Below are 22799 nucleotides of genomic sequence, written 5' to 3' on the forward strand. Positions count from 1 at the left end.
GGGATCGCATGTGCCGATCGGTCGGCTCGAAACGGAAGAAACCGCCCGGAGGCGCAGATCAGGCGGGCGTATCAGATTTTCCGGTCCGGAACGGAAATTTCCGCCCGCGCCAGAAACTCTTCCAGTACCGCGTTGAACCCCGGCGCCTGCGGCACCCCGTGTCCGGCCCCGGGCAACCGGACCCGTTGGGCGCGCAGCCGATCCGCGAGGCGGTCGCTCAGCAGCTCCAAGGCCGGGTGATGATCCCCCGAGACGATCAGCGCCGGAACGTCCGCGGCGACGATCGACTCGAACCGCGGGGCCGCCTCCCAGGGCGAGCGCATCGCACGGCCCAGCGCGATCGCCTGGCGCAGCGATTCACTCCGATCCGCCGGATCCAGCCCGACCAGGGCGAAGAACTCCTGCTCGGCCCGCGCGTCGTCGGCACTCGTGGCGAACCGCTCGGACAGGTCCGCCAGCTCGCGTACCGATGCGTCGTCCTCGGCGGCGATCCACAACGGCGCCTCGATCAGGGTCAACGACCGAACCCGTCGCGGCACTCGCTCGGCCACCAGGCACGCGCTCAGGCCGCCGTAGGAGAACCCGACCAGATGCGCGCCGCCGGGCACGGATTCGACGAGGTCGGTCAGATCCACCGCATCGACGAGGAAGTCCTGCGTCGCCGCGGAAGGACTCGGTGAGAACCCGCGCCTGCTGGGCACGATCAGCGACCAGCGGGCAGCGAGCGCGTCCTGTCGCGACCAGGTCATATCCGGCGGCAGCCCACCGTGGATCAACATCACGGCGGGCCCGCTCCCCGAGCGCCGGACGAACAGGGGCTCGGCGGAGGTCATAGCTGACGAGCGTACGCTCAAAACGGAAGTACCGGAACGGCTTCCAACAGCGTCCGCGTGTAGGGATGCTCCGGTCGTTCCAGGATCGCGCCCACCTCACCGCGCTCGACGACCACCCCGTCCTTCAATACCAGCAGCCGATCGCACATCGACTGCACGACGGCCATATCGTGGGAGACGATGATCAGGGTCAGGCCGAGCCGATCCGCCAAACCCTTCAGCAGGCCCATGATCTGGGCTCGGGTCGGAATGTCCAGCGCGGAGAACGGTTCGTCGCCGACGAGCACCTTCGGATCCGGGGCCAGCGCGCGAGCGATGGCGATGCGCTGGCGCTGACCGCCGGAGAACTGATGCGGATAGCGCCGCGCCGCATCGGGTTCCATGCCGACGGCCATCAGCAGCTCGGCCACGCGCTGCCGGTGATCGCCGGGCACGCGCAGGCAGCGCAGCGGTTCGGCGATCGAATGCCCCACCGACAATTGCGGATTGAGCGAGCTCAGCGGGTCCTGCAACACCACCTGGACCTCGCGGCGGAACCCGTGCAGGTCCCGGCCCGCGACCGCGCGCCCGCGATAGCGCACCTCGCCGCTGTCGGGTCGGTCCAGTGCGAGCAGCAGGCGCAGCAGAGTCGACTTGCCGGAGCCGGACTCCCCCACGATGCCCAGATGCGAACCCTCCTCGAGGGTCAGCCCGACATCGCGGACCGCGTGGCGCATACGACGCGGTTCCCGGAATCCGGTGCGCGGCAACCGATACGACCGGTTCAGTCCCTCGGCCTCGAGCAGTGTCACAGCGCCACCTCCTCGGCATCGCCCAGCGCGCCGGTCGCCCCGGCCGGGCGCCGGAACGAGGCCGCCCGCGCCTGCTCCACCAGCTGCCGGGTGGCCGGATGTCGCGAATGGGTCAGATCCTGGGTCAGATCGCCCTCCTCGACGAGCAGACCGTCGTTGAGGACGAGTACACGCCGGGTCATGCGCGCCAGCACCGCCAGATCGTGGGTGATGAACAGCAGCGCGGCACCCTGTTCGGCGACCAGATCGTTCATCAGCGCCAGCACCTCCGACTGCACCGTGACATCCAGGGCCGTGGTCGGCTCGTCGGCGATCAGCATCGCCGGGCGGGCCGCCAGCGCCATCGCCACGCATACCCGCTGCCGCTGTCCGCCCGAGAGCTGATGCGGGAACGCGCGCACGATGCTGTCCGGATCCGGAAGTCCCACGCGCGCGGCCAATTCGATCGCCGCGGCATGGGCGGCGCGGCGACCCAGCCCGCCGTGCAGTCGCAGCGGTTCCGACATCTGCCTGCCGACCCGCATCAGCGGATTGAGCGCCGACAGCGGCTCCTGGAACACCATGCCGAGGTGGCGGCCGCGAATTCCGGACAGGTCCCGATCGCTGCGGCCGATCAGTTCCACGCCGTCGAAGCGCACGCTGCCGCGCACCCGCGCCTCGGCCGGAAGCAGGCCCAGAATCGCCAGGGCCAGCAGCGATTTGCCGGATCCGGAGGCCCCGATCAGACCCAGCCGATTCCCGGCGTCCAGCCGGAAGTCGATGCCGTCCAACAGGACCCGGTCGCCGATCTCGACCCGTAGGCCGCTCACCTCGAGCAGGGTCATCGCCGCCGCGCCTCGTCTCGCAGCCGGACATCGGTGACGGTGCGCAGCGCGTCGCCCAGCAGGTTGAATCCGAGCACCGTCACCGCGACCGCCAGGCCCGGCCACACCACCAGCAGCGGACGCACCCGAATGAAGTTCTGCTGCTCGTAGAGAATTCCGCCCCACGAGGGCGAGGACGGCGAATTACCGTATCCCAGATAGGTCAGCGCCGCCTCGGCCAGCACCGCCAGCGCCATCATGGTCGACAGCTGCACGATCAGCGTAGGCCGCACGCCCGAGAGCACATGGGTGGCCACGATGCGCCACGTCGACGCACCCGATGCCCGTGCGGCGAGGACGAAATCGCTGTCGAGCACCCGGGCCACCTCACCGCGCATCACCCGCGCGACCGCGACCCCGGAGCTGATGCCGATGGCGACGGCCACCGTGAGCAGCGAGCCGCCGTAGACCGCCGCGAGCACCATCGCCAGCAGCAGCGCCGGGAAGGCGATGCCGAGATCGATGAACTGGGCGAACACCGACGCGACCGGCCGCGGGGTGAGCTGCGCGGCCAAAGCCAGTGCCAGCCCGAGGGTTCCGGCGATCAGCGCCACCAGCACCGCCACCGCGAGGGTCTGCCAGGCCCCGGCCATCAGCTGACTGAACACATCGTGTCCGACCCGATCGGTGCCCAGCAGATGGCCCTCGCGCATCGGCAGCAGCCACGCCCGCCGCGGATCGGTGCCGAGCGGGTCGTAGGGCGTCCACCAGATCGACACCACGCTCGACACCACCAGCACCGCCACCACCAACAGCCCGAACAATCCGGCGGGCCGCCGCCGCAGGGCCGCGAGTACGCTCACAATCTCGCCTCCAGTCTCGGATCGATCAGCCGGTGGATCAGATCGACGACGAACCCGATCACCAGGATCGCGGCGATCAGCAGCAGCATCTCGCCCTGGACCTTCACCAGATCCCGATTGGCGACATCGGACAGCAGCATGCTTCCGACACCGGGGAGGGTGAACACCCGCTCGATCACCACCGCGCCGACGATCAGCGTCGCCGACTGCAGGCCCAGCACCGACACCACCGGCAGCGCGGCATTGCGAAAACCGTGCCGCACCAGGGCCTGCGCCCACGGCAGACCCTTGGCCCGCGCGGTGCGCAGATAATCCGAATACAGCACGCCCATGGTCGCCGAGCGCACGAAGCGGAACAGCACCGCACCCTCGACCAGACCCAGCGTCACGCACGGCAGCACCAGGCTGCGCGCCGCATCGCCGGGATGACCCCAGCGATCGACCGGAAATCCCTGTGCCGGAAGCAATTTCAGCTCGACCGCGAAGACCAGGATCAGCAGCATGGCCAGCCACAGCGCGGGCACCGCGATCCCGATCTGGGACAGCGCGTTCATCAACCCGCCGATCCGGCTGCGGTGCCGCATCGCCGACCACGCGCCCAGCGGCACCGCGACGGTGAACGCCACCAGCAGCGACCCGATGATCAGGGGTCCGGTGACCGCGAGTTTGAGGGCGAGTTCCGAACCCACCGAGGTCCCGTTCAACTGCGAACGACCGAAATCACCGTGGAACAACCCGCCCACCCACGACAGATACTGTTCGTGCAGTGGGCGATTCAACCCCAGCCCGGCGCGAATGGCGTCCACCTGCGCCGGGGTCGCCTGCGCGCCGCCGATCGTGGTGGCCACATCGCCGGGCAGCAGGCGCAGCAGGGCGAAGATCAGGGCACTCGCCAGTGCCAGCGACAGCACCAGCAGACCGGCCCGCCGCAACGAATACCAGAGCACCGCGCCTCCGTCACTTGGCGACAGCGAGCCGGCTCAGCGGGAAGCGGTTGTTTGTCTCGTTCTGCGGCACCCCGAAGACTCCCTTGCGCACCACCGTATTCCCCTGGGCGAGGAACAACCAGTCGCACGGCGAATCCTCGGCGATCTGCCGCACCGCCTTACGCAGCAGATCGTCGCGCGCGGATTCGCTCTCCGCGGACATCGCCTGCTGGTACCACTGCTGCACCTGCTTGTTGTCGTATCCGAAGTAGTAACCGGATTGAACATAGATGCCAAGATCGCGAGCCTCGGCATGATTGACCAGACTCACCTCGTAATCGTGATTCTTGTACACCTTCGACAACCAGGTCTGGAACTCCTCCGAGCGCACGGTCAGCGTGATGCCGACGGCCTTGAAATCCGAGACGAGGATATCGCTGATCGCGGGCGGATAGTGATTGGAGATATCCAGCGTCAACTGCAGGCCGCCGCCGAATCCGGCCTTGGCGAGCAACTTGCGGGCATTGTCGGGGTTGTAGGCGTCGATCGAGGTGAGATCCTCGTACCAGGGATCCTGCGGCGGTACCGGGCTGCCGATCCGAGTGCCCGCGCCGAGCGCCTTGATGATGGCGTCCTTGTCGATCGCCTGCCGGATGGCATGGCGCACATCGGCATTCGCCAGCTCGGGTTTGGCCGGATTGAACGCCATCGTGTACTTGTCGGTCGTGGTGCCGCGCAGGATGGTGAATTTGTCGGTGCCGGTGAATCCGCCGAGCAGGGTCGGATCGGTCGCGGTCTCGATATCGGTCTGCCCGGTCAGCTGGGCGTTGTTGGCCGAATTCGATTCGACGATGAAGTGGAACGTCACCGCGGACACCTTGGGCTTGGGACCCCGGTAGTCGGGCACCCGGGTCAGGGTGATGGTGGAGCCGCGATTCCACTGGGTGACCCGGAACGGACCCGAGCCGTTGTCGGTCCCGTCGAGGGTCGGGAAGTCGGTATTCGCCTTGTACACGATACCGCCGCGCTGGGTGAGCTTCCACATCAGCATGGTGTCGCGACGGCTCAGGCGCAGCACGACCGTATCGGGATCGGGCGTCGAAACCTCCGAGATCGCCGCATAATCCGCCCCGCGCAGCGCCTTGGAGCCGGGCGCGGTCTGTTGGCGCAGCGACCAGGCCACATCCGCCGACGTCAGCGCCGACCCGTCGTGGAACTTCGCGCCGGAGACCAGGTGGAAGGTGTAGGTGAGACCGTCACCGGACTGATCCCAGGAGCTCGCCAGCCCCGGCACGATCTTGTCCTTGGCGTCGGTATCGACCGAGACCAGGCCCTGATACACGTTGTCCAGCAGGATCTGATCGACCGCGACACCCGCGGTGGTGAACGGATTGAGGCTGGTCGGCTCGAGCGCGAAGCGCACATGCACCGCGGCGTCCGTATCGAGCTGCTCGTCCGGCGGCGTCGCCGCCTGCGTCGACCCGCTCGCGTCCACCCCACCCGGACTCTCCTGGCCGGTGCCGCACGCCGACGTCGCGAACGTGGCAATCGCCAGCAGCGCCAGCGCAATTCGACCGAGTCGCATGGTACTCCGGTCCTCTCCCTCGAACTTCCGCCGCCTCACAGCGGCTGCTTGACCGGCATGCCCTCGCGAAAGGCCGCGTGGCCCTCCGGCGGGCGCGGCGCGTCGAACGGATTCAGCCACAGCCGCAACAACTCCCGGGCGATCTCGTCGGTGTCGACGAAGGCGGTCCGGGCGTGCACGATGACATTGTTGTTCAGCAACTGGATGTCACCGGGGCGAATCGCCATGTTCACCTTCAAATCCGCCCGATTCGCGATCGCCTCGAAGGTGTCCAGCGCCAACCGCTCGACCGGGGACAGGGCGATATCGAAACGCTCGTGCGCGGACTCCACGAACTGCCGCAAATAGTATCGGCAGGTCAGTCGCCCGTCATGCCAGGCGTAGACCGAATTGCGGTAGTAGGGCGGCTCGTCGCCGATCTGCTCGTCGCGCCGGTCGTAGTAGAACCCGGCGTAGTACAGGCCGAGCAGTTCGCGGTGGTGGCGCAATAGTTCGTTGTAGATGGTCACCGAACTGGTCAGGCTGCTGATCCCGCCCTGACCCGAATTCCGCAGGCACAGCAGTCCGACGATATCGGAGCTGTCGGTGTGGAAGGGCAGCGACTCGTTGGTCTGGTATCCGCGGGTGGAGGCGTTGAGCAGGCCGCCGTTGCCGTAGTTCTTGACCGGGACGATGATCTCGCCGAGTGCGTTCTGCGTGACCGCGATGCCCAGATGCGCGCACAGACCCCAATACATCAGCTCGATATCGGCGCGCGGAATATCGTCGCTGATCGGAAATCCGCTGAGCACCACGAAACCCCGGCCCGAGACCAGTTCCCGGACCACCCCGTCGAGTTTGTCCGCCAGCGCGCCGAGCGGGAAATCCGCGCGGGTGATATCGGCCAGTTCCTTACCGCCCTCGCGCGCGAACCGCAGCGCGGTGAACAGTTCCGCGGTATCGGCCGCGGTGATCGCGATCGTCCACTGACCCGGGTCCACGTAGTCACCGCTCACCCATGCCGCCGGTCCGGTGATCGGTTCGGTGCGAATGACATCCGATGAACTCATATCGGTTGGTCCAGTCCTCTCTTCTCGTGACACACTCAGGCGCCTCGGGCGGTGACCAGCGGACGCATATCGACCCGCGCGCCGGAGGGCGCCAGCAGATCCGCACCGCGGCCGTGATCGCAGTTGACAAGCAGTTCCAGCACCAGATCGCGCTGAATCATGCTGCCGCCCATGGCCGCGACCTCCGGCAGCACCGAAATGAGCCCGCGCACCGCCAGTTCCGGATTCGCGGCGCAGTAGTCCACGAAACTCTCCGCCACCCGCACCGCGGTGCGCCGGGTGCGCAGCAGATCCTCGGCGGTGCCCGCGCGCTGCTCGCCGAGCTCCGCGGCGATGCGGCGGGCCTGGTCGTGACGCTCGGCCCCGACGATCGCGAGCAGGGCGTGCAGATCGACGAAGGCCGAATTCGACAGCGCCCGAAGCTCGGTCGCCCGCGGCACCAGCGCCGCGAAGTCGTCCGGGCCGGCGATGCCCGCCAGCCGCAACCGCCACAGCAGCGATACCGCGTCGCAGAACTGCATCGCCGAGGACTCCCCCGCGACGACGCGCAGGATGTCGGACACCATGGCCTGCAATCCGTCCCGATCGGCGACCGCCATCGCGGTCAGGGCGCGATGCCAGGTCAGATGCGTGCGCAGCAGACATCGCTCGCCGCTCCAGTGCCCGCTCGTCGCGCTCAGCAGTCGCGCGGCCGACCCGTAGTCGCGCGCCTCGAAAAAAGCGTGCGCACAAGCGTGTACGGCCCACGGATTGTCCACCGGGGCCAGCGCCAGCGCGCGTTCGGCGGCGGCCGAGGATTCGGCGTGCTGATCGTTCTCGCCGTGGGCGAAGGCGAGCATGGCCAGCAGATATGGATACGCCTCCGTCTCGCCCTCGACGAGCAGGGGGCTTTCGAGCAGGCGGGAGAGCATCGTTCGCGATGCCCCGGACAGGAAATCGACCTGATGTCCGGCCGCCAGCGCGAGTTCGTCGTCGGGGAACTCCCGCGAGATTGCCAGCAGCCGGGTCCCGGCCGCGCCGTAGCCGCCGTTCAGCAGCAGCCGCACGACCTCCAGATGCGCTGTCTCCCAATCCGAGAGCGCGGCCGCGTCGAGTTCGCGCAGCGTCGCGGTGGTCGCCGCGGGCGGAAGCACGCCGCCCAGCAGATACTGATAGCCCCGCAGCACCGCGACGACAGGGGCCGCGGCCGTATCGGGATCCAACTCGTCCAACGACGTCGCCATCGACCGATCGAATCTCAACAGCCCGTCGACGAAGCCCACCACGGCCCGCGACGCACCCATACCACGAAACGTCATATCACCCGGCCCGCGGATCCGGATCCGACGGCAGCCCACCGAGATACAGCTCCCGAATGCCGGGCCGTGCGGTGCGCGCCCACGCGACGGCCTCGGCCACCTTCTCGGAGTCGATATCGAAGAAGGGCTGCGACATATCGGTCAGGCCGAACGAGGGCGGCATGAAGTCGACATCGGCGAACAGCTTGCGGAATTCGCGCACAGCCGTATCCACCTCGGTCTCCCGATTCCAATACGACTCGATGATCTGATCGGCACGCCGATAGAAAGCGTCGATGAAGCCGTCGATCCCGGTGGCGGGCGTGGAGATTCGCTCTCCGGGCGACGCCGCGGCGACCGTGCGCAAATGGTGTTCGGTGCGCATGGTGCCGGTCACCTGGTTCACCTGCCACACCCGGAACCAGGCGTTCCAGAGTTCGAAATCGGTGAACGAGCGGAACGCGCCCGAGACCAGGAAGTCGTTCTCCGCGATGAGGCCCTTCTGCAGGACGTCGATATCCTCGAACGTCTCCGGGACGAAGCCGCCTTCGAATCGGTTGAGCAGCCGCTCCGCGAGCCGGTCGACCACCACGGCCGTGTTCTGCATACCGCGCGAGAACAGCGGATCGATGAAACCCGCGGCATTGGAGGTCAGGCACCAGCGATCCCCGACGGTCTGCGTCGCGGTGTACTGCAACCGACCGGCGCTCACCCAATCCATCTCGCTGCGTGCGTGTTCGAACTGCCGGGCGACGTCGGGATGATCGGCGAGAAAGTCCGCGAAGGCCCGTTCCGGATTCGGCAGCGGCTTCTCGTCGCCGTCGTCGATGCGCCAGCAGATGCCCACGCTGCACAGCGGATTCGTGGACCGGTCGTTGTTGTCGAACGGGATGACCCACATCCAGCCGCCGTCGAAGACGTGATGCAGCGTGCCGGTGTGCCACTGCTTGGGGCCGTGGATATCGGTCACGTCGTCGAAGGGCGCCACGCCGGTCATATGGGTGAAGACCGATTTCGATTTGGTGCGCAGGCCGTCTGTGGTGCGCAGGCCGTAGTTCGCGGCCAGCTGCGAGTTGCGGCCGCTGGCGTCCACGACGTACTGGGCCGAAATCCGAGTTCCGTCAACGCCTTCGAAGAAGACGCCGTCCGCGTTGACCTCGATGGCGCGGGTGGGCATGCCCTCGAACAGCGCGCTGCCGCGATCGCGCGCCCGATACGCCAGCCAGCGGTCTACATCGGCGCGATACAGATGCGATTCGGTCTCCACGATCTGCGACAGCGGGAATTGATGCACCTTCGCGGGATCGGCGTGTTTATCGTGGTAGACAAAGCCGAAGTTGTTCTTCATTCCGCAGGTGCCCACGCGGTCGATCAAATTGTCGAACGACGAGAGCGCAGCCAGTTCCGGCGCACCGTACTTGATGCTCATCATTTTGTAGAGCTTGGAGGTGTTGGGAATGGTGGATTCCCCGATCGCGAATCGCGGATGCACCTTGGCATCGACCATGCAGGTGCGCAATCCGGAGGCCTGCAGGCACAGCGCCAGCGAACTGCCGGAAAGGCCGGATCCCAGGATGAGAACGTCGAATTCGTGATTCATTTCCGACCGCTTCCGGCCGACCGCGAACTCAGTGGCGTCTGCTGGTGATACTGCATCAGCCAGCGGCCGTCGCGCCGCACATAGATCGTGGAGATGGCGGCGTAGATGCCGTCGAGTCCGACCCGCTTCTGATACATCTCGTAGAAGACGAGAAAGGCCCCGGGCCCCAGGTCCCGCTCGTGGAACTCGAGAATCTGATATGTCTCGATGCGCGGGGCCAGCGCCACCGCGTCGAGCATGACCTGCCTGGTCAGGCTGGCGTGCGGGGAGGGCACCGCGAAAACCGCGTCCTCGGTCGTGGTATCCGCGTAGAATTCAGCGCCCGTTCCGGCGCTCAACTCACGCCATTGCCGAAATTCGATCTCGGTCGGACTCGGATCCGCCGGATCGTCCGCAACCGGTTCGCTATGGTCTTCCACCGCTCTGGTCATCATGTATCCAGTTCTGTCCCCGCCGGCCATCACGCAAAATACAGTCTGGAGTCTAAACAGGAGCCGGGGCGCGAACATCCCCCTGAATGGGGGGAATCGGCACGCCGACGCGATGGTGTAGCGTCGGGCCGACGAGGGCGGCCCGCACGACGAGACGGATAATTCCATGTGTACCTGCATGTTTCTCCTGGACGAGAAAGCCGGGCGTTTCATCGCCGCCGAGTCGCGCGAGCATTCGCCGTATCGGCCACACGGTTTCGACGCCGCCCGCAAACTCGGGCTGCATCCGCGGTATTCCTACGGCCCGCATTGGCACGATAATTCGGGTCTTGCGGAACGCGCGCGGACGATACCCGCGCCGGACCGCGCGGCGCTGGCCGACGTGTTCGGCGGCATCGATGCCGAGGGCGGCGCCTGGCTGGCCTTCAACAGCCGCACCGGTGTCTATTGCAAACTTTTCGAGAGCGATTACGGCACAGTGGATTCCATCACCCATGAATTGCCGATCGCCTGCGCTGTACACGAATCATCCCGTGCCGCAGCGGATTTCGCCGCAGAGATCCTGGGCCGCGACGATGCGGCCGTACCGCCGTCGCGGATGCTGATCGCCGACGGCCGCGAGATGTTCGTCCTCGCCCGGGACGAGGCGGGCGCGGTGACGACCACGCCGCTGGCCGCCGGGGCTCCGCACGTATTGTCCACCGCCGGAGACGGATTGGCCGAACGGCTCGCCCAGCGCGCGACGACCGTGCCCGCGCCGACCGGCGAACTGTACTCATGGGGCCCGTGGCTGTCGGCATACACCGACCCCGGCGCCGACGGTCCGGAGTATCACGACAAGGCGTGGACCGCTTTCTCCACCTCGGCCGTACAGCCTCCGTTCGTCACCGCCGGTGACGATCTGCACCGTAATGCTTCGCTTTTCCCGCCCGCGAATCCGGAGAATGTGGCGTGGACGAAGAGTGTGACGATATATTCCACCGGACCGGGTGGCGTCGAACTGTTCGCCTACAACGAGCGCCAGCTGTTCCCCGACCAACCTGTGCCGAGTGAGGTGACGAGAATGGGTTTTCCGGCCGCGCCGGACGATTTCTTCGTCGCACTCGCGCACGCCGAACAGATGCGAGGCAGATAATGACGATCGGCATTCCCGGAATCGGAATCGGACATTGGTCCGATCCCGACGGCGAGACGGGTTGCACCGTCGTGCTGTTCCCGGAGGGCACGACCGCATCGTGTGAGGTGCGCGGTGGTGCGCCGGCGAGCCGAGAGCTCGACGTCCTGTCCCCGGACAAGACCGTATCGTTCATCGACGCGGCCGTGCTGACCGGCGGTTCCGCCTTCGGCCTCGCCGCCGCGGACGGGGTCATGCGCTACCTCGAGGAGAGCGGACGCGGCGTGCTCACCCCGGGCGGCCGGGTGCCGATCGTGCCGACGCTGGCGCTGTTCGATCTGGCCGTGGGCAATCCGGCCTCGCGGCCCACCGCCGAGAACGGTTATGCGGCGGCCCGTGAAACATCGGGTGAACAGCAGGTAGTAGCGGGCCGCATCGGCGCGGGCACCGGCGCGTACACCGCGCACTGGCGCGGCCCGCAGCGCAAGCCCGGCGGTCTGGCCTATGCCGAACGCCGCTGGGACGAACTGGTCGTGGGCGCGTTGTGCGTGGTCAACGCCTTCGGCGATATCGACGACGGCTCGGCCGCGGAGGTCTCGCTGGATTCGGTGATGATGCTGCACCAGGTCGATCTCGAGGCGCGGATGAACACCACCATCGGCGTGGTCGTCACCAACGCGAAACTGGACAAGGTCGGTTGCCACATCGTCGCCCAGGGCGCCCACGACGGCCTGTCGCGCGCGCTGACGCCGCCGCACGGGCGATTCGACGGCGACGGATTCATCGCCGCCGCCACGGGTTCGGTGGACGCCCACGTCGATGTGGTGCGCCTGATGGCGCTGGCCGCGGTGACCGAGGCGATCCGCTCGGTCGCCGCCGCGCACTAGCGTCAATTCAGTATTCGAACTCCGCGCGCACCGCGAGGACCGCGGCCTCGATGCGGCTGGTCACCTCGAGTTTGCCGAGTATCCGGCTGACGTACTCCTTGACCGTGTCCGGGCTGATGCGCAGCCGGATGCCGACCTCGCGATTGGACAGGCCGTGGGTGACCAGCATCAGGATTTCCCGCTCCCGGCTCGTCAGGGTCGAAAGCCGCTCACGGGCAACGTAATCCACCTCCGGCTCGTCCTCGCGGGCGGCGCCGGAACGCGGGCCGACCGATACCAGCGCACCCGACATCAGCACGTGCAGGGCCTCGAGGATCGCCAGGACGCCGAATTCGGCGGAGATCACCGCGTCGAGTTCGGCCACATCCGCGGTGGAGGCGGCCTCGCCGAGCAGGAAGATGATGCGCGAGCCCCGGTTCAGCGCGCGCAGTCGGCGCACCGTATCGGTCCAGCCCACCGCGGGTTCCACGGAGCCGTCCAGGACCACCATGTCCGGGCGCAGTCGCTTGCAGTAGTTCAGCACCTCCCGTCGGCCGCAGACGGCCGCGAGGGCGAATTGCTCGACCGATGCCACGGTCTCTTCAAACTCTGTTCGCATGAGCGGGGCGTCGGACGCCACCACGAGTGTTCGGGGCCGCGAGGAAACTGGATGACGCTGATTCGGAATCGCATTCGACGCCGTTCTCGCGACCGCACCGCACTGCCTCACCTCGGTAGTCATGACACTCCCCCGGAGATCGTCAGCCGCGTTACGTGTCCAAAGTTACCACCGACCGGATTTCTCCGGCACCCACGTTTTCGGGGCCTCCTCTACGAGGTTTTCATCGAGTAGGGTGGCTAACTATGTGTCGTGGTTAGCTGGGAAAACCTTTGAGGTTCACCATAATCCGACCCCGACAATACTTGTCACGACGGCGATCTCTGCTCCTCCCGAACCAGCGCGGCGCGCGGCGCCGCGAGCGCGATGACGAGATAGGCCAGCGCACCGAGAATCGCGGCGCTGATCGGCATCGAGAACGGCCCGAACAGCGACAGCACCGCACCGCCGGCGATGCTGCCGAGCGTCACGCCGAGGTAGGTCGACGACGAATTGAGCGCCACCACTTGGGTTTCCGCGCCCGGCGCGAGGTTCAACAGCATGGTCTGCACGGCGGGCACGTTCCAGTAGATCGACAGCGACCACGTGATCGTCAACGGCACCAGCACCAGCTGCGGTACGGGCGCGAAGGGATACAGGATCGAGAACACGATCATGGTCAGCAGGAACAGCCCGAAGCCCACCCGCAGCGCCGGGGCCGGACCCTTCTTGTCGACGTACACCCCGCCCACGACCGAACCGACCAGACCCGCCACCCCGGCGATGGCGAACAGCAGACCGCGTTCGCGCAGCGTCGAATCGGCGAAGGCGGCCGCGAACACGCCGAAGTAGGTGAACATCATCAGCGACCCGCCGACCAGCACGGTATTGCCCAGCAGGATCGTCAGCACGGGTCTGCTCGACAGTGACGCCAGGCTCTCGCGCGCCGAGACCGGTTCCGCGTCCACCGACAGACTCCGGCGGCAGCCGAACAGCATCAGCAGCGCCAGCGCGCTCAGACCGGCCAGGAACAGGAAGTTCCCGCGCCAGCCGAATACGCTCGCCCCGAGGGTCCCCAACGGAACTCCCAGCGCCAGCGCGCCGACGATGCCCGCCGAGACCAGCCCGATGTAGGCGCTGCGGCGTTCGGGCGGGGCCAGGGCCGATACCAGCGCGAACATCGAGGGCACGCAGGTCGCGGCGGCCGCACCGGCCAGCAGGCGCAGGATCAGCAGCGGCCAGAACGAGTCCACCATGGCCGACAACAGATTCGCACCGATGAAAACGCCCGACGCACAAGAGAATACGAGCATTCTGCTGCGGTGCGCCGAGGCGAACGCGATCAGCGGGGCGCCGATGACCAACATCAGCGAATACACCGAAACCAGCTGTCCGGCAGTGGGTTCGGAGACGTGCAGATCGTTCGCGATCTCGGGAAGTACGCCCGCGATCATGTAGTCGTCGGTGTAGAAGACGAACACCGAGAAGGCGATCGAGAGCAGCCACAGCGGCATCGAGACTCCAACGGGAGGTGAGATTGTCAGGGAATCAGGTAGTCCTCGGCGATCTCGCGCGGATCGATACGTACCCTCCCCTCCGCCGCGGCGGCGCCGGGCGTCGCGGTGGCGTAGATGTCGAGCCAGTCGCCGTGGTACAGCGGATCGTGGTCCCACGGTTGCCAGGCGATATGTGGTGTCAGGGTAACTCGGTCGCGCTCGGCCCAGGGGGCCAATCGCCGCTCCCGTTCTCCCTCTTCGACATCCGCGGTCAGGTGGCCGGAACCGGATGCGAGCCAGCGCAGTAGCGCGTCGAAATCCACCGGCGACGGGCGCGCCGGATTGACGATATGACCGTCGGGACGCAGGCAGCGCAGCAGCTTCTCGTCGATGAATCCGGCCAGCTCCGCCATCTCGGGCAGCGCCACCACCAGTAGATCCGCCGCGCGGTCCGGCAGCTCACCGAGCGCGATCGCCGCCTGTTCACGGCCGAACGGATGCGCGGTGCGTGAGCGCGGGCGAATCACCGTGACCCGGACGCCGAGCCGGGCGAGCGCGCCCGCCACGGTCCGCCCGAACGCTCCGAATCCCACCACCAGCGCCGTCCGACGATTGAACGGTTTGGGCACCGCGCCCGCCGCCTGTCGCGCGCAGTACAGAACGTGATGTGTCACAACATAATCCGACAGCGCCGCGGCGTAGGCCCGGGCGCTGCGGGTCACCAGATTCGTCCGTGCGAGCGCGGCCACATGCGGATAGCCGAAACCCGAGGACACCAGGTGTACCCAGGAATCGGCTGTGCTGGAACATATTTCGGCCAGCTGCGCCGCGGACAGATCGTGTGCGGCCAGGGCCACCATTTTGTGCGCGAGCGGCGCGCCCGGCGCCGCCGGTTCGACCCGCACCCGGCTGACGCCGAGTCGGTCGGCGACGGCGGCGGGATCGGTGGACGCGCCCAGACAGTACAGGGTCGAGCCGTCCACCTCGACCGCGCGCATCAGGCAGCGCCGCCCAGCAGCAGCGGGGCACGCACATATCCGTGCAGCACAACGGAATCCCGCCACTGCCGGCCCGGCCGCAGCACCGCGTTCGGATACGCGTCCAGGAACGCGCCGACCGCGACCTGGGATTGCACCTTCGCCAGCGACGCGCCCAGGCAGCGATGCACCCCGATCGAGAAGCTCATACTGGTCCGCCCGTCGACATTGGCCAGCGACAGCTCACCGGGATTCGGATAGGCGCGCGCGTCGTAGTTGGTCGCGCCGACCCAGATCAGCGCCCCGGTCCCGGCGGGTACGACGCGCGTGCCGACCTTGGTGTCCACCCGCGCGGTGCGATGGGTCAGCTGAATCGGCGAATCGAACCGCAGCAGCTCCTCGAACCAGGCATCCGACAGCCGCCCGTCGGTGAGCACCTCACCGACCAGTCCGCGCTCGAGTACGGTGACGATCGAGTTGGCGATGAAGCTGACCGTGGTCTCGAAACCCGCGGCGAAGACGAAGCCCACCAGCGTGACCAGTTCGGGGAAGGTGAGCTCACCCGCAAGATGCTGTGTGACACATTCTTTGAGGAAGCCGTCGGAGAGCATGTCCGGATTCGCGCGGCACTCCAGAATGAAATCGGTGAACCGGCGCGCGGTCGTCATACCGCGCCGGTACTCCGGATAGGTGATCCCGACATCGAGCAGTTTGGCCCCGCGCGCGCCCAGACCGTCGACCATCTCGGAGCCCAGCTCCGGGATGCCGAGGAAATCGGAGATCACCCGGATGGGGATCTTGCGGGCGAAATCCTCGACCAGGTCGATCTCGGTGCGTCCGTCCAGCTCTGCCAGCACCGCCTTGGTGTGCTCGGCGATCAGATCGGCCGAGCGCACCACCGCGCGGTGGGTGAACAGGGGGAACACCATTTTTCGCAGTCTGGTGTGTTCGGGCGGATCCATGAACACCAGCGCCGGGGCGTCCAGCGCGACCGGTTTCGAATGCCGCATGAGCCAGCGGTAGAACCCCGCGGCGGCGGGGATCGCGACCGGCTGATGGGCCGACCAGTCCTCGCTGCGCAGAATGAGTTCGGCCTCCTCGAATCCGGTGACGACCAATCCGGCGGCGCTGTCGTGCACCCCGGCCGAGCGGCCGAGGTCGGTCAGCATTCGCCGATAGGGATCACCCTTCTCCGGCGGCCGCAGGAACAGCCGCCCGGCGTCGCCCTCGGGGCCCAGCATGGAGTCCGGCAGCATGCGCAGCGGCCCGTGCAGCAGCAGCCAGCGCAGCGGATCACTGATTCGCGAGCTTACGGAGAACAGCGTCGACACCCCCTTGTCGATCCATGGCCGCGGCGAAGTTGTCCCGTTCGAAGCGGAACAGCGCGGCGCGCTTGTGCGGCAGATCGATCTCACCGATCTCGGTGCCGTCGACGATGGCGCAGACATTGCGGTCCAACGCCTTGACCAGGTGATTGCTGGCGGTGGGATCGGAGATGACGCCGGTGCAGTCCGGATAGGCGTCGAAGACGCCCGCGATCAGCACGATCCAGAACGGCAGGGCGTAGCCGAAGTACTCCATCTCCCCGATACAGCCGTGCATGCCCATATCCCGTTCGGGTGTGTCGTAGTAGTCCGCCACCACGTCCATCGACACCCGATACAGCTCCACGTAGCCGCCGCGCTCGCCCCGCTGCCCGACCAGGAACGGCCGAGTCTTGTTGTCGGAGAACTGGAATTCCATCTCCTCCTGCCAGCCGTCGCGACCCCAGTCCTTGTTCATCGCAAACTTCACATGCGCCTGCGACATCCAGAAGGCCACCAGATCGATCTCGGCGGCGCTCGACGGTGTCACCGGGGTCAGCTCCCACGGCTCGGCGAGCGTCAGCGGCTTCCATTCCTGCATGGCGAAGGGACTCGCCGGTTTCCCGGAACGCCGGGACCGGTCGATGGGCTGGCGTCTATTGCTCATGCTGCATCTTCCCGCGGACGAGTGGGGGCCTGAGTGGTTACACTGCGCTGCCGCCTCCGGCCCTGACCACTCATCCGCTATATCCTTCGTTCACCGCCGCAAGGATTTCCAGCGCGGACATGACGTTGTCGACGCTGTCACCCGACAGGCGAGCACGCCCACCGAGCTTGATCGAATCGAATACGGCCTCCACACCCAGTTCCGCGATCCGCTCGGCCCCGGCCACCGGCCGTCCGACATGCCAGAGCCATCCCGCCGACGCGCGCTCATCGATTTTCGGTTCGGCGCACGGCAGTCCGGCCTGGAGCGCGAGGTTGAGCGCTTCGAGATCGACCCCGGCGATGACGCGGGACTGGAACGGCACCTCGCCGCCGGAGGCGCGGGCGCAGACCTCGCTGACCACGATATCGGCGGGATCGTCGGTGGCCGAGAGGTATTCGACATGCGCGGTGAACGTGCCGTCGAGCCCGAGGGCCGCGCAGGTGCGTACGGCCAGATCGGCCAGCAGGGTTTCCAGTGCGGGCTCGACCCGTGCCGAGCCGGACGGAATGCCCCGGGTCAGATCCAGCAGCGAGCGGATGTAGCGGCCGGAGAACAGCGGGGTCACCACGCCGTCGACGACCAGGACCTCCGAATGGTATTGCGGCCCGGTCAATTCGCGTTCGATGAGCCCGTCGCCGAGTTCGGCCGCAGCCACCTCGGCGAAGCGCTCGATGCGGATGCCGCGCAGATTGGCCTCCGCCGCCGGTTTCACCACGACCCGATCGGCGGCCGCGAATTCCGCTGCCCCACCGGCGTTCTCGGTGCGGCCCCCGGTCACGATGAGCGATTCGGTGACCGGTACGCCCGCCGCCTCGAGCAGCCGCCGCATGACGCCCTTGTGCCGATAGTTCGCCCAGGACCCGGGAATCGTTGTGGCCAGGCCCCGCTCGAGGCACAGCTCGCGCGCCAGACCCAGCAGATACTCGTCATTGGTGACGATCGCGCGGGTATCGGACGGCAGCAGCGATCGCCACTCGGCAAGGTCGGCGATCTGTTCGACGGCCGTATCCGGTTGCGGCACATCGCCGTCGCGGACCATATTCAGCTCGCCGGTCCGTAGAATCCGTAGTCCCGCACCCGCGGCCGCGACGGTCGCGGCGAATTCCGCGAGCCCCTCCCGGCCGAGCGCCTGTTTGGCCTGCAGCAGGACCACGGTTCCACGATCAGACGATGACAACGCGCCTCCAGTGTTCGAGATGCTGATTGACTCGCTGACAGCCTGCCGTAATCGACTCCGGATCGCGGGCCAACGACACGCGGATCATGCGGGTGCCGAGATCCGGCGTCTCCCAATAGAACAGCTCACCCGGCAGGATGTGCACGCTCTGTTCCTTCAACTGCAGATACAGCTCGTTGGCTCGCACGCCGTCGGGCAGTTGGAAGGTGTCCACCGAGATCCGGGAGTCGGGATAGGCCGGTCGCAGATCGATATGCCTACGCGCCAGCGCCCGATTGGCCTCGATATCACGGCGCAGCCGATCGTAGCCGCCGTGGCGGCCGTCCTCGGCGAACAGCTCCACCACGCGCAGGATGAACGGCGAGGCCGACAGCATGTGATCGGAGTACATCCGCGCCAGCGGCAGTGGATTGTGCGCGTTCCAGTTCAGGAAGCCGGCCTTCAATTCCTGTAGCGGCCAGAGCTTTCCGGTGTCCTCGATGACCACCCAGTCCAGCGGATGCGCGGTCAGCACCTCGTACATGTCGTACTGCGCGCGCACGTCCTGGGCGCGGAAACAGGAGTCGATGACCAGGACAGTATCGCGCGCGGCGCAGGCGGCGGCGATCTCGTGCAGTCGCTCCCGGTCGATCACCGTACCGGTCGGATTGTTCGGCGAGACGATGAACAGCACGCCGCCTGTCGGCGGCAGCTCGTCCAAAGGCCCTGTCAGCACATCGCTTTCGGCCACCGAGCCGATGCTCAGACCGTGTCCGGTGAGCAGATCGTGCAGATTGTCGAAGGTCGGCTCGACCATGGTGATGGCGCGGCCGGTGGCCCGAATCGCCTTGCCGACCATATCGATCGCGGTGGACGACGAATAGCAGCTGCGGAACTCCACATCCGGATCGAAGGCGCGGTACTGGCCGATCGAGCCGAGAAATGCCGTGCGCGCGTTCAGTTCGACCGTCGCGACCGGCACCTTGGTCGTCTCGGCGAACAGTTCGGCGAACGAGGCGACGATATCCTGCTGGGAATCCGACAGCGATTGGCGGGGATGCCCGTCGGACAGGTTGACACCCTCGGCGAGTGCCCGGACCTCGAGATCGGTGATGTTGTCGCGCATGCGTCGCCTCATTCCGGAGCGTCGTGGGTCTGCTTCGCGGCAGCGACCATTGCCAGGAGTTCGAAGATGACCGCGACACCGAGGTGCGCGGTGATATCGGCCGTGTCGTACGGCGGGGAGATCTCGACCAGCGAGATGGTGCGGACATTGCGCAGTTGGAGCCGGCGCAGCAGCCGCAGGGCGAAGGCCGAGGACGGACCGCCGACCTCGGGTGTTCCGGTACCCGGCGCGTAGGCCGGATCCACGAAGTCGATATCGAAGGTGAGCGCGACCGGATTGTCCCCGACCCGCTCGGCGATGATCCGGGCCAGCTCATCGCATCCGGCCTCGAGGGCCTCATCGCAGGACAGCACGGTGAAGCCGAGTTCGTCGGGGACCAGATCCTCGCGGGGCACACTGCCGCGCATCCCGATCTGGATACTCGAGGTGGGATCGATCAGGCCCTCCTCGGCCGCGCGCCGGTACACCGTGCCGTGGAAGTGCTTGACCCCGAAGTAGTCGTCGAGCACATCCCGGTGCGCGTCGAGCTGGACCAGCGAGAGCTGCCCGTGATGGCGTGCGGCGGCGCGCAGTTCGGCGATGGCCAGGCTGTGGTCGCCGCCGATCAGGATCGGCAGCGCCCCGACCGCGTGTACCGCGTCGACGCCGCGTTCGATCAGTTCCAGGGTTTCCAGGTGATACCCCGGAACGATGTGGACGTCACCGCCGTCGACGACGCTCAGCAGTTCGTTGATGACCAGATCGCGTTCGCGCGAACCCAGGCGCGCCAGGGTGCTCGCGGCCCGGACCGCCTCCGGCCCGAAACGCGCGCCGCTGCGATAGCCCGTGGCGCCATCGATCGGCACGCCGAGGATGACCGCGTCCACCCCGTCACCGGCCGTCATCGAACCCACCGGAACGTGCGGCAGCCGGAAGAAGGTGCGCGGACCCGAACTCAGCCGGGAAACCGCCTGGCTGTCGGTGAAATCAGTCATCGACGGCATCCTTGGCCCGCACCAGCAGCGCGGTCACGATGCCCGTCTCGTCCAGGCCGGGTGTGTCGACATCCTCGACCACGATCTCGAGCCCCGCGCTGTCGAACAGGTCCACCCAGTACTGCTTCGGCCGCAGGCGCTGATCGGTGAAGGGATGCAGCAGGAAGTAGTGGTTGTAGTAGTTGACGCAGTGCGGATCGCGCATACGCTCGGGATCGTCCCAGCAGTAGTCGATATCGATCACCAGCAGTTCCACACCCGGATTCGTCTCGAACAGCGAGCGCAGGAACTCCCGGACACCGAGTTCGCCGTCCTGGCCCAGGATCTCGTGGATGACGAAGCTGATGATCGCGAAATCGAAACGCTCACCGGTCTTTTCGAGGAATCCGATTGCATCGGCATTGGCGATCTCGATGCGGTCGGCATGCGGCGAACCCGCCACGAACTCCACGGCCGCGGCCGCGCCCTCGGGGCTGGGCTCGATGCCGGTGAGCCGCATCTCGGGAAATCGCTCGGCCAGGGTGGTCAGGAAGATGCCACTGCCACAACCGAGATCGATGCCGCTGCGATAGGTCTTGCCGCGGCGATCCAGCACCCGCTGCACCAGCGGAATGGCATCGTGCACGCTGATCTCGCAGCTGCCGACGCCCACCATGCGGCCGTCGCGCGGCACCGCGGCGGGATCGGTGAAGCCCCGGCCGATCTCGAGGAAGGTCCGGCCGTATCCGCCGATCATCATCTGATACCAGCCGCGGGCCTCCCAGATGCCGACGAGTTTGTCGGTGGCGCTGTCGTTGTCGGTGTATCCGGCGGTATTCAGGAACAGTGCCAGCGCCTCGGTGCGTTCCGGTGTCAGCCCGGCCGTGGCCAGCGCCTTGCGCGCCGGAATCCCGTTCACGACGATCTGTTCCAGAATTCCGTGCTCGATCAGGTTGTACAGCACGGCGGCCTGCACGTATCCGCTGAACGGTTCGAGGGCGTCGATCAGGCGCTCGCGGCTCAGCATATCGGTAGTACCTTTCTGTTCGTCGCCGGTCATTCGGCGGCCAGGCGGTCGGCGTCGCCGACGAACGCCAGTTCGTACTTGTTCTGCCGGAATCCGTAAGCGCCCGAGGCGAGATTGGTGAACAATGTCCAGTCCGACACCTGCGGCGCGGCGGGCAGCAGTCCGCGGCGATCGGTGCGGCCGGGCTTCGGGCAGATCAGATCCAGACCGGCGATCTGGGACAGCAGCGTAGCCGCGCCCTCGATGCGTTCGGTGAAGTTTCCGATGCCCTGCAACAGGATTCGCCGATCCGCGGCCCAGAACCCGTAGCGCTCGTCGAAGGTCGCCGACTCCACGGCCCGCGCGAAATCACGCTCACAGCTGGCGGCGAAGCGGCCGAGTTTGGCGAGGATCACGCGGGGCTCCTTGGCCGAGCTCGGCCCGCTCTCGAGCACCCGCTCGGCCAGGGTGCGATACATCTGCGCCTTGGCGGCCATCCGCGCCAGCGCCTGCAGCCAGGCCGGATGGGTCATTCCCGTACGTTCGCGCAGCCGATTGCACCGTTCCACCGAGCCGTCGATGAATACCCGCTCGTACGGTACGAAGGCGTCGCGGAACTCGACGATCGCATCCTGTTCGTCCAGCGCATCGATGGATTCGATCGGATTCTGGTGCGCCAGACCGAATCCCGGGCGTTCGTATACCGATACACCCGGGCTGTCGGGTTCGACGGCGAAGCACAGCGCGTAATCGTCGTCGCTCGGCGCCAGCTTGCGGTAGGGGTAGACCAGCAGCAGATCGGAGTAGGGCGCCAACGTCGCCAGCTGCTTGAAGCCGCTGAGATACAGCCCCTGCGAGTCGCGTCCCACCACCCGCAGCAGACGGTCCTCGGACAGCCGGCCGCCCTCGGAGATATCGGAGATGGCGTGGGTCAAGATCGAATTCCGGATAGCGCACTCGCGGTGGAAATCCCGCAGCCGGTCGGCGGCCTCGCCGAAATGTCCCGCATTGGCCGCCCAGGCCGTCACGATGGCCGCGAGGAAATCGGGGCTACGACCCAGCAGCCCGCCGGAACGATTAGCAAAAGAACGTAATTGCCGGGCATATTCACAGAAATCCTCGAGGGTTTCCGGAGCCTGCCAGATACGTTCCCAGAACCGCTTCAGATCCGGGTCGGACCGCAGCCCGTCCAGCGTCTGCGTGAACGGCCGTCGAGTCGCTTCGTCGACCATGGCCGGTAGGGCCTCGGCCGGTAGGCCGATGATCTGCCCGGATCCCAATAGGATACACCTCCGTCGTTCGACCGAAGACAAAAACTTGTTGGGGCACAACGCTG

Annotated in this window: 22 protein-coding genes; 2 read left to right on the forward strand and 20 right to left on the reverse strand. The window is 66.8% G+C overall.

Features of this window, described 5'->3' with window-relative positions:
- Nucleotides 1-71: 71 nt before the first annotated feature.
- Genes NP4_RS30645 through NP4_RS30690 form a run of 10 tightly spaced genes read right to left on the reverse strand, consistent with a single transcriptional unit; the run spans nt 72 to nt 10146 of the window.
- A complete protein-coding gene (locus NP4_RS30645; protein WP_068005406.1) occupies nt 72-833 on the reverse strand; it encodes an alpha/beta fold hydrolase in 762 nt (253 codons plus the stop codon).
- A gap of 17 nt (nt 834-850) precedes the next feature.
- Nucleotides 851-1624 carry an ABC transporter ATP-binding protein gene (locus tag NP4_RS30650; protein WP_068005408.1) on the reverse strand — a complete coding sequence of 258 codons (774 nt, stop codon included), beginning with the start codon at nt 1622-1624 and terminating at the stop codon, nt 851-853.
- Nucleotides 1621-2448, reverse strand: a complete 828-nt coding sequence (locus tag NP4_RS30655) for an ATP-binding cassette domain-containing protein (RefSeq protein ID WP_068005410.1) — start codon at nt 2446-2448, stop codon at nt 1621-1623. Before NP4_RS30655 ends, NP4_RS30650 begins: the two co-directional genes overlap by 4 nt.
- Entirely contained in the window at nt 2445-3290 is an 846-nt protein-coding gene (locus NP4_RS30660) for an ABC transporter permease (protein ID WP_068005413.1), read from the reverse strand. The genes NP4_RS30655 and NP4_RS30660 overlap by 4 nt, the downstream gene beginning before the upstream one ends.
- Nucleotides 3287-4237, reverse strand: a complete 951-nt coding sequence (locus tag NP4_RS30665) for an ABC transporter permease (RefSeq protein WP_068005416.1) — start codon at nt 4235-4237, stop codon at nt 3287-3289. Before NP4_RS30665 ends, NP4_RS30660 begins: the two co-directional genes overlap by 4 nt.
- Before the next feature lie 10 nt (nt 4238-4247).
- Complete coding sequence (locus NP4_RS30670; RefSeq protein ID WP_068005418.1) at nt 4248-5801, reverse strand: ABC transporter substrate-binding protein; 1554 nt, start codon at nt 5799-5801, stop codon at nt 4248-4250.
- 35 nt (nt 5802-5836) lie between these two features.
- Complete coding sequence (locus tag NP4_RS41765; RefSeq protein WP_068005420.1) at nt 5837-6850, reverse strand: TauD/TfdA family dioxygenase; 1014 nt, start codon at nt 6848-6850, stop codon at nt 5837-5839.
- A gap of 35 nt (nt 6851-6885) precedes the next feature.
- Nucleotides 6886-8148, reverse strand: coding sequence for a tetratricopeptide repeat protein (locus tag NP4_RS41770; protein WP_169813827.1), 1263 nt, complete (start codon nt 8146-8148; stop codon nt 6886-6888).
- 1 nt (nt 8149) lies between these two features.
- Complete coding sequence (locus tag NP4_RS30685; RefSeq protein WP_068005424.1) at nt 8150-9727, reverse strand: NAD(P)/FAD-dependent oxidoreductase; 1578 nt, start codon at nt 9725-9727, stop codon at nt 8150-8152.
- Entirely contained in the window at nt 9724-10146 is a 423-nt protein-coding gene (locus NP4_RS30690; RefSeq protein ID WP_114755936.1) for a nuclear transport factor 2 family protein, read from the reverse strand. Before NP4_RS30690 ends, NP4_RS30685 begins: the two co-directional genes overlap by 4 nt.
- A 190-nt stretch (nt 10147-10336) precedes the next feature.
- Here NP4_RS30690 and NP4_RS30695 point away from each other — a divergent pair, with 190 nt between their 5' ends.
- Nucleotides 10337-11293, forward strand: a complete 957-nt coding sequence (locus tag NP4_RS30695) for a hypothetical protein (RefSeq protein ID WP_068005429.1) — start codon at nt 10337-10339, stop codon at nt 11291-11293.
- Nucleotides 11293-12159: a P1 family peptidase gene (locus tag NP4_RS30700; RefSeq protein ID WP_068005432.1), complete on the forward strand. Its 867-nt coding sequence runs from the start codon at nt 11293-11295 to the stop codon at nt 12157-12159. The genes NP4_RS30695 and NP4_RS30700 overlap by 1 nt, the downstream gene beginning before the upstream one ends.
- A 7-nt stretch (nt 12160-12166) precedes the next feature.
- Here NP4_RS30700 and NP4_RS30705 read toward each other — a convergent pair whose 3' ends face one another.
- The 10 genes from NP4_RS30705 to NP4_RS30750 all read right to left on the reverse strand — a co-directional run bounded on the left by NP4_RS30705 (nt 12167) and on the right by NP4_RS30750 (nt 22743).
- The gene (locus tag NP4_RS30705; RefSeq protein WP_169813828.1) at nt 12167-12757 is read right to left on the reverse strand and encodes a LuxR C-terminal-related transcriptional regulator; all 591 of its coding nucleotides are present in this window, start codon (nt 12755-12757) and stop codon (nt 12167-12169) included.
- A gap of 308 nt (nt 12758-13065) precedes the next feature.
- A complete protein-coding gene (locus NP4_RS30710) occupies nt 13066-14250 on the reverse strand; it encodes an MFS transporter (RefSeq protein WP_068005435.1) in 1185 nt (394 codons plus the stop codon).
- Between the two features lie 26 nt (nt 14251-14276).
- Nucleotides 14277-15230: an NAD(P)-dependent oxidoreductase gene (locus NP4_RS30715; protein WP_068005438.1), complete on the reverse strand. Its 954-nt coding sequence runs from the start codon at nt 15228-15230 to the stop codon at nt 14277-14279.
- Nucleotides 15230-16540 carry a cytochrome P450 gene (locus tag NP4_RS30720; RefSeq protein ID WP_068005440.1) on the reverse strand — a complete coding sequence of 437 codons (1311 nt, stop codon included), beginning with the start codon at nt 16538-16540 and terminating at the stop codon, nt 15230-15232. The genes NP4_RS30715 and NP4_RS30720 overlap by 1 nt, the downstream gene beginning before the upstream one ends.
- Complete coding sequence (locus tag NP4_RS30725) at nt 16503-17180, reverse strand: GNAT family N-acetyltransferase (RefSeq protein WP_082876359.1); 678 nt, start codon at nt 17178-17180, stop codon at nt 16503-16505. Before NP4_RS30725 ends, NP4_RS30720 begins: the two co-directional genes overlap by 38 nt.
- A gap of 70 nt (nt 17181-17250) precedes the next feature.
- Nucleotides 17251-18375 carry an ATP-grasp domain-containing protein gene (locus tag NP4_RS30730; protein WP_068005442.1) on the reverse strand — a complete coding sequence of 375 codons (1125 nt, stop codon included), beginning with the start codon at nt 18373-18375 and terminating at the stop codon, nt 17251-17253.
- 10 nt (nt 18376-18385) lie between these two features.
- Nucleotides 18386-19504 carry an aminotransferase class I/II-fold pyridoxal phosphate-dependent enzyme gene (locus tag NP4_RS30735; RefSeq protein WP_068005444.1) on the reverse strand — a complete coding sequence of 373 codons (1119 nt, stop codon included), beginning with the start codon at nt 19502-19504 and terminating at the stop codon, nt 18386-18388.
- Between the two features lie 8 nt (nt 19505-19512).
- Nucleotides 19513-20478 carry an agmatinase gene (gene speB / locus NP4_RS30740; RefSeq protein ID WP_068005490.1) on the reverse strand — a complete coding sequence of 322 codons (966 nt, stop codon included), beginning with the start codon at nt 20476-20478 and terminating at the stop codon, nt 19513-19515.
- The gene (locus NP4_RS30745; protein WP_169813829.1) at nt 20471-21484 is read right to left on the reverse strand and encodes a methyltransferase domain-containing protein; all 1014 of its coding nucleotides are present in this window, start codon (nt 21482-21484) and stop codon (nt 20471-20473) included. The genes speB and NP4_RS30745 overlap by 8 nt, the downstream gene beginning before the upstream one ends.
- Before the next feature lie 29 nt (nt 21485-21513).
- Nucleotides 21514-22743: a 4-hydroxyphenylacetate 3-hydroxylase N-terminal domain-containing protein gene (locus tag NP4_RS30750; RefSeq protein ID WP_068005446.1), complete on the reverse strand. Its 1230-nt coding sequence runs from the start codon at nt 22741-22743 to the stop codon at nt 21514-21516.
- Between the last annotated feature and the right edge of the window lie 56 nt (nt 22744-22799).

Source organism: Nocardia pseudobrasiliensis NBRC 108224, assembly GCF_001613105.1.
Classification (GTDB): Bacteria; Actinomycetota; Actinomycetes; order Mycobacteriales; family Mycobacteriaceae; genus Nocardia; species Nocardia pseudobrasiliensis.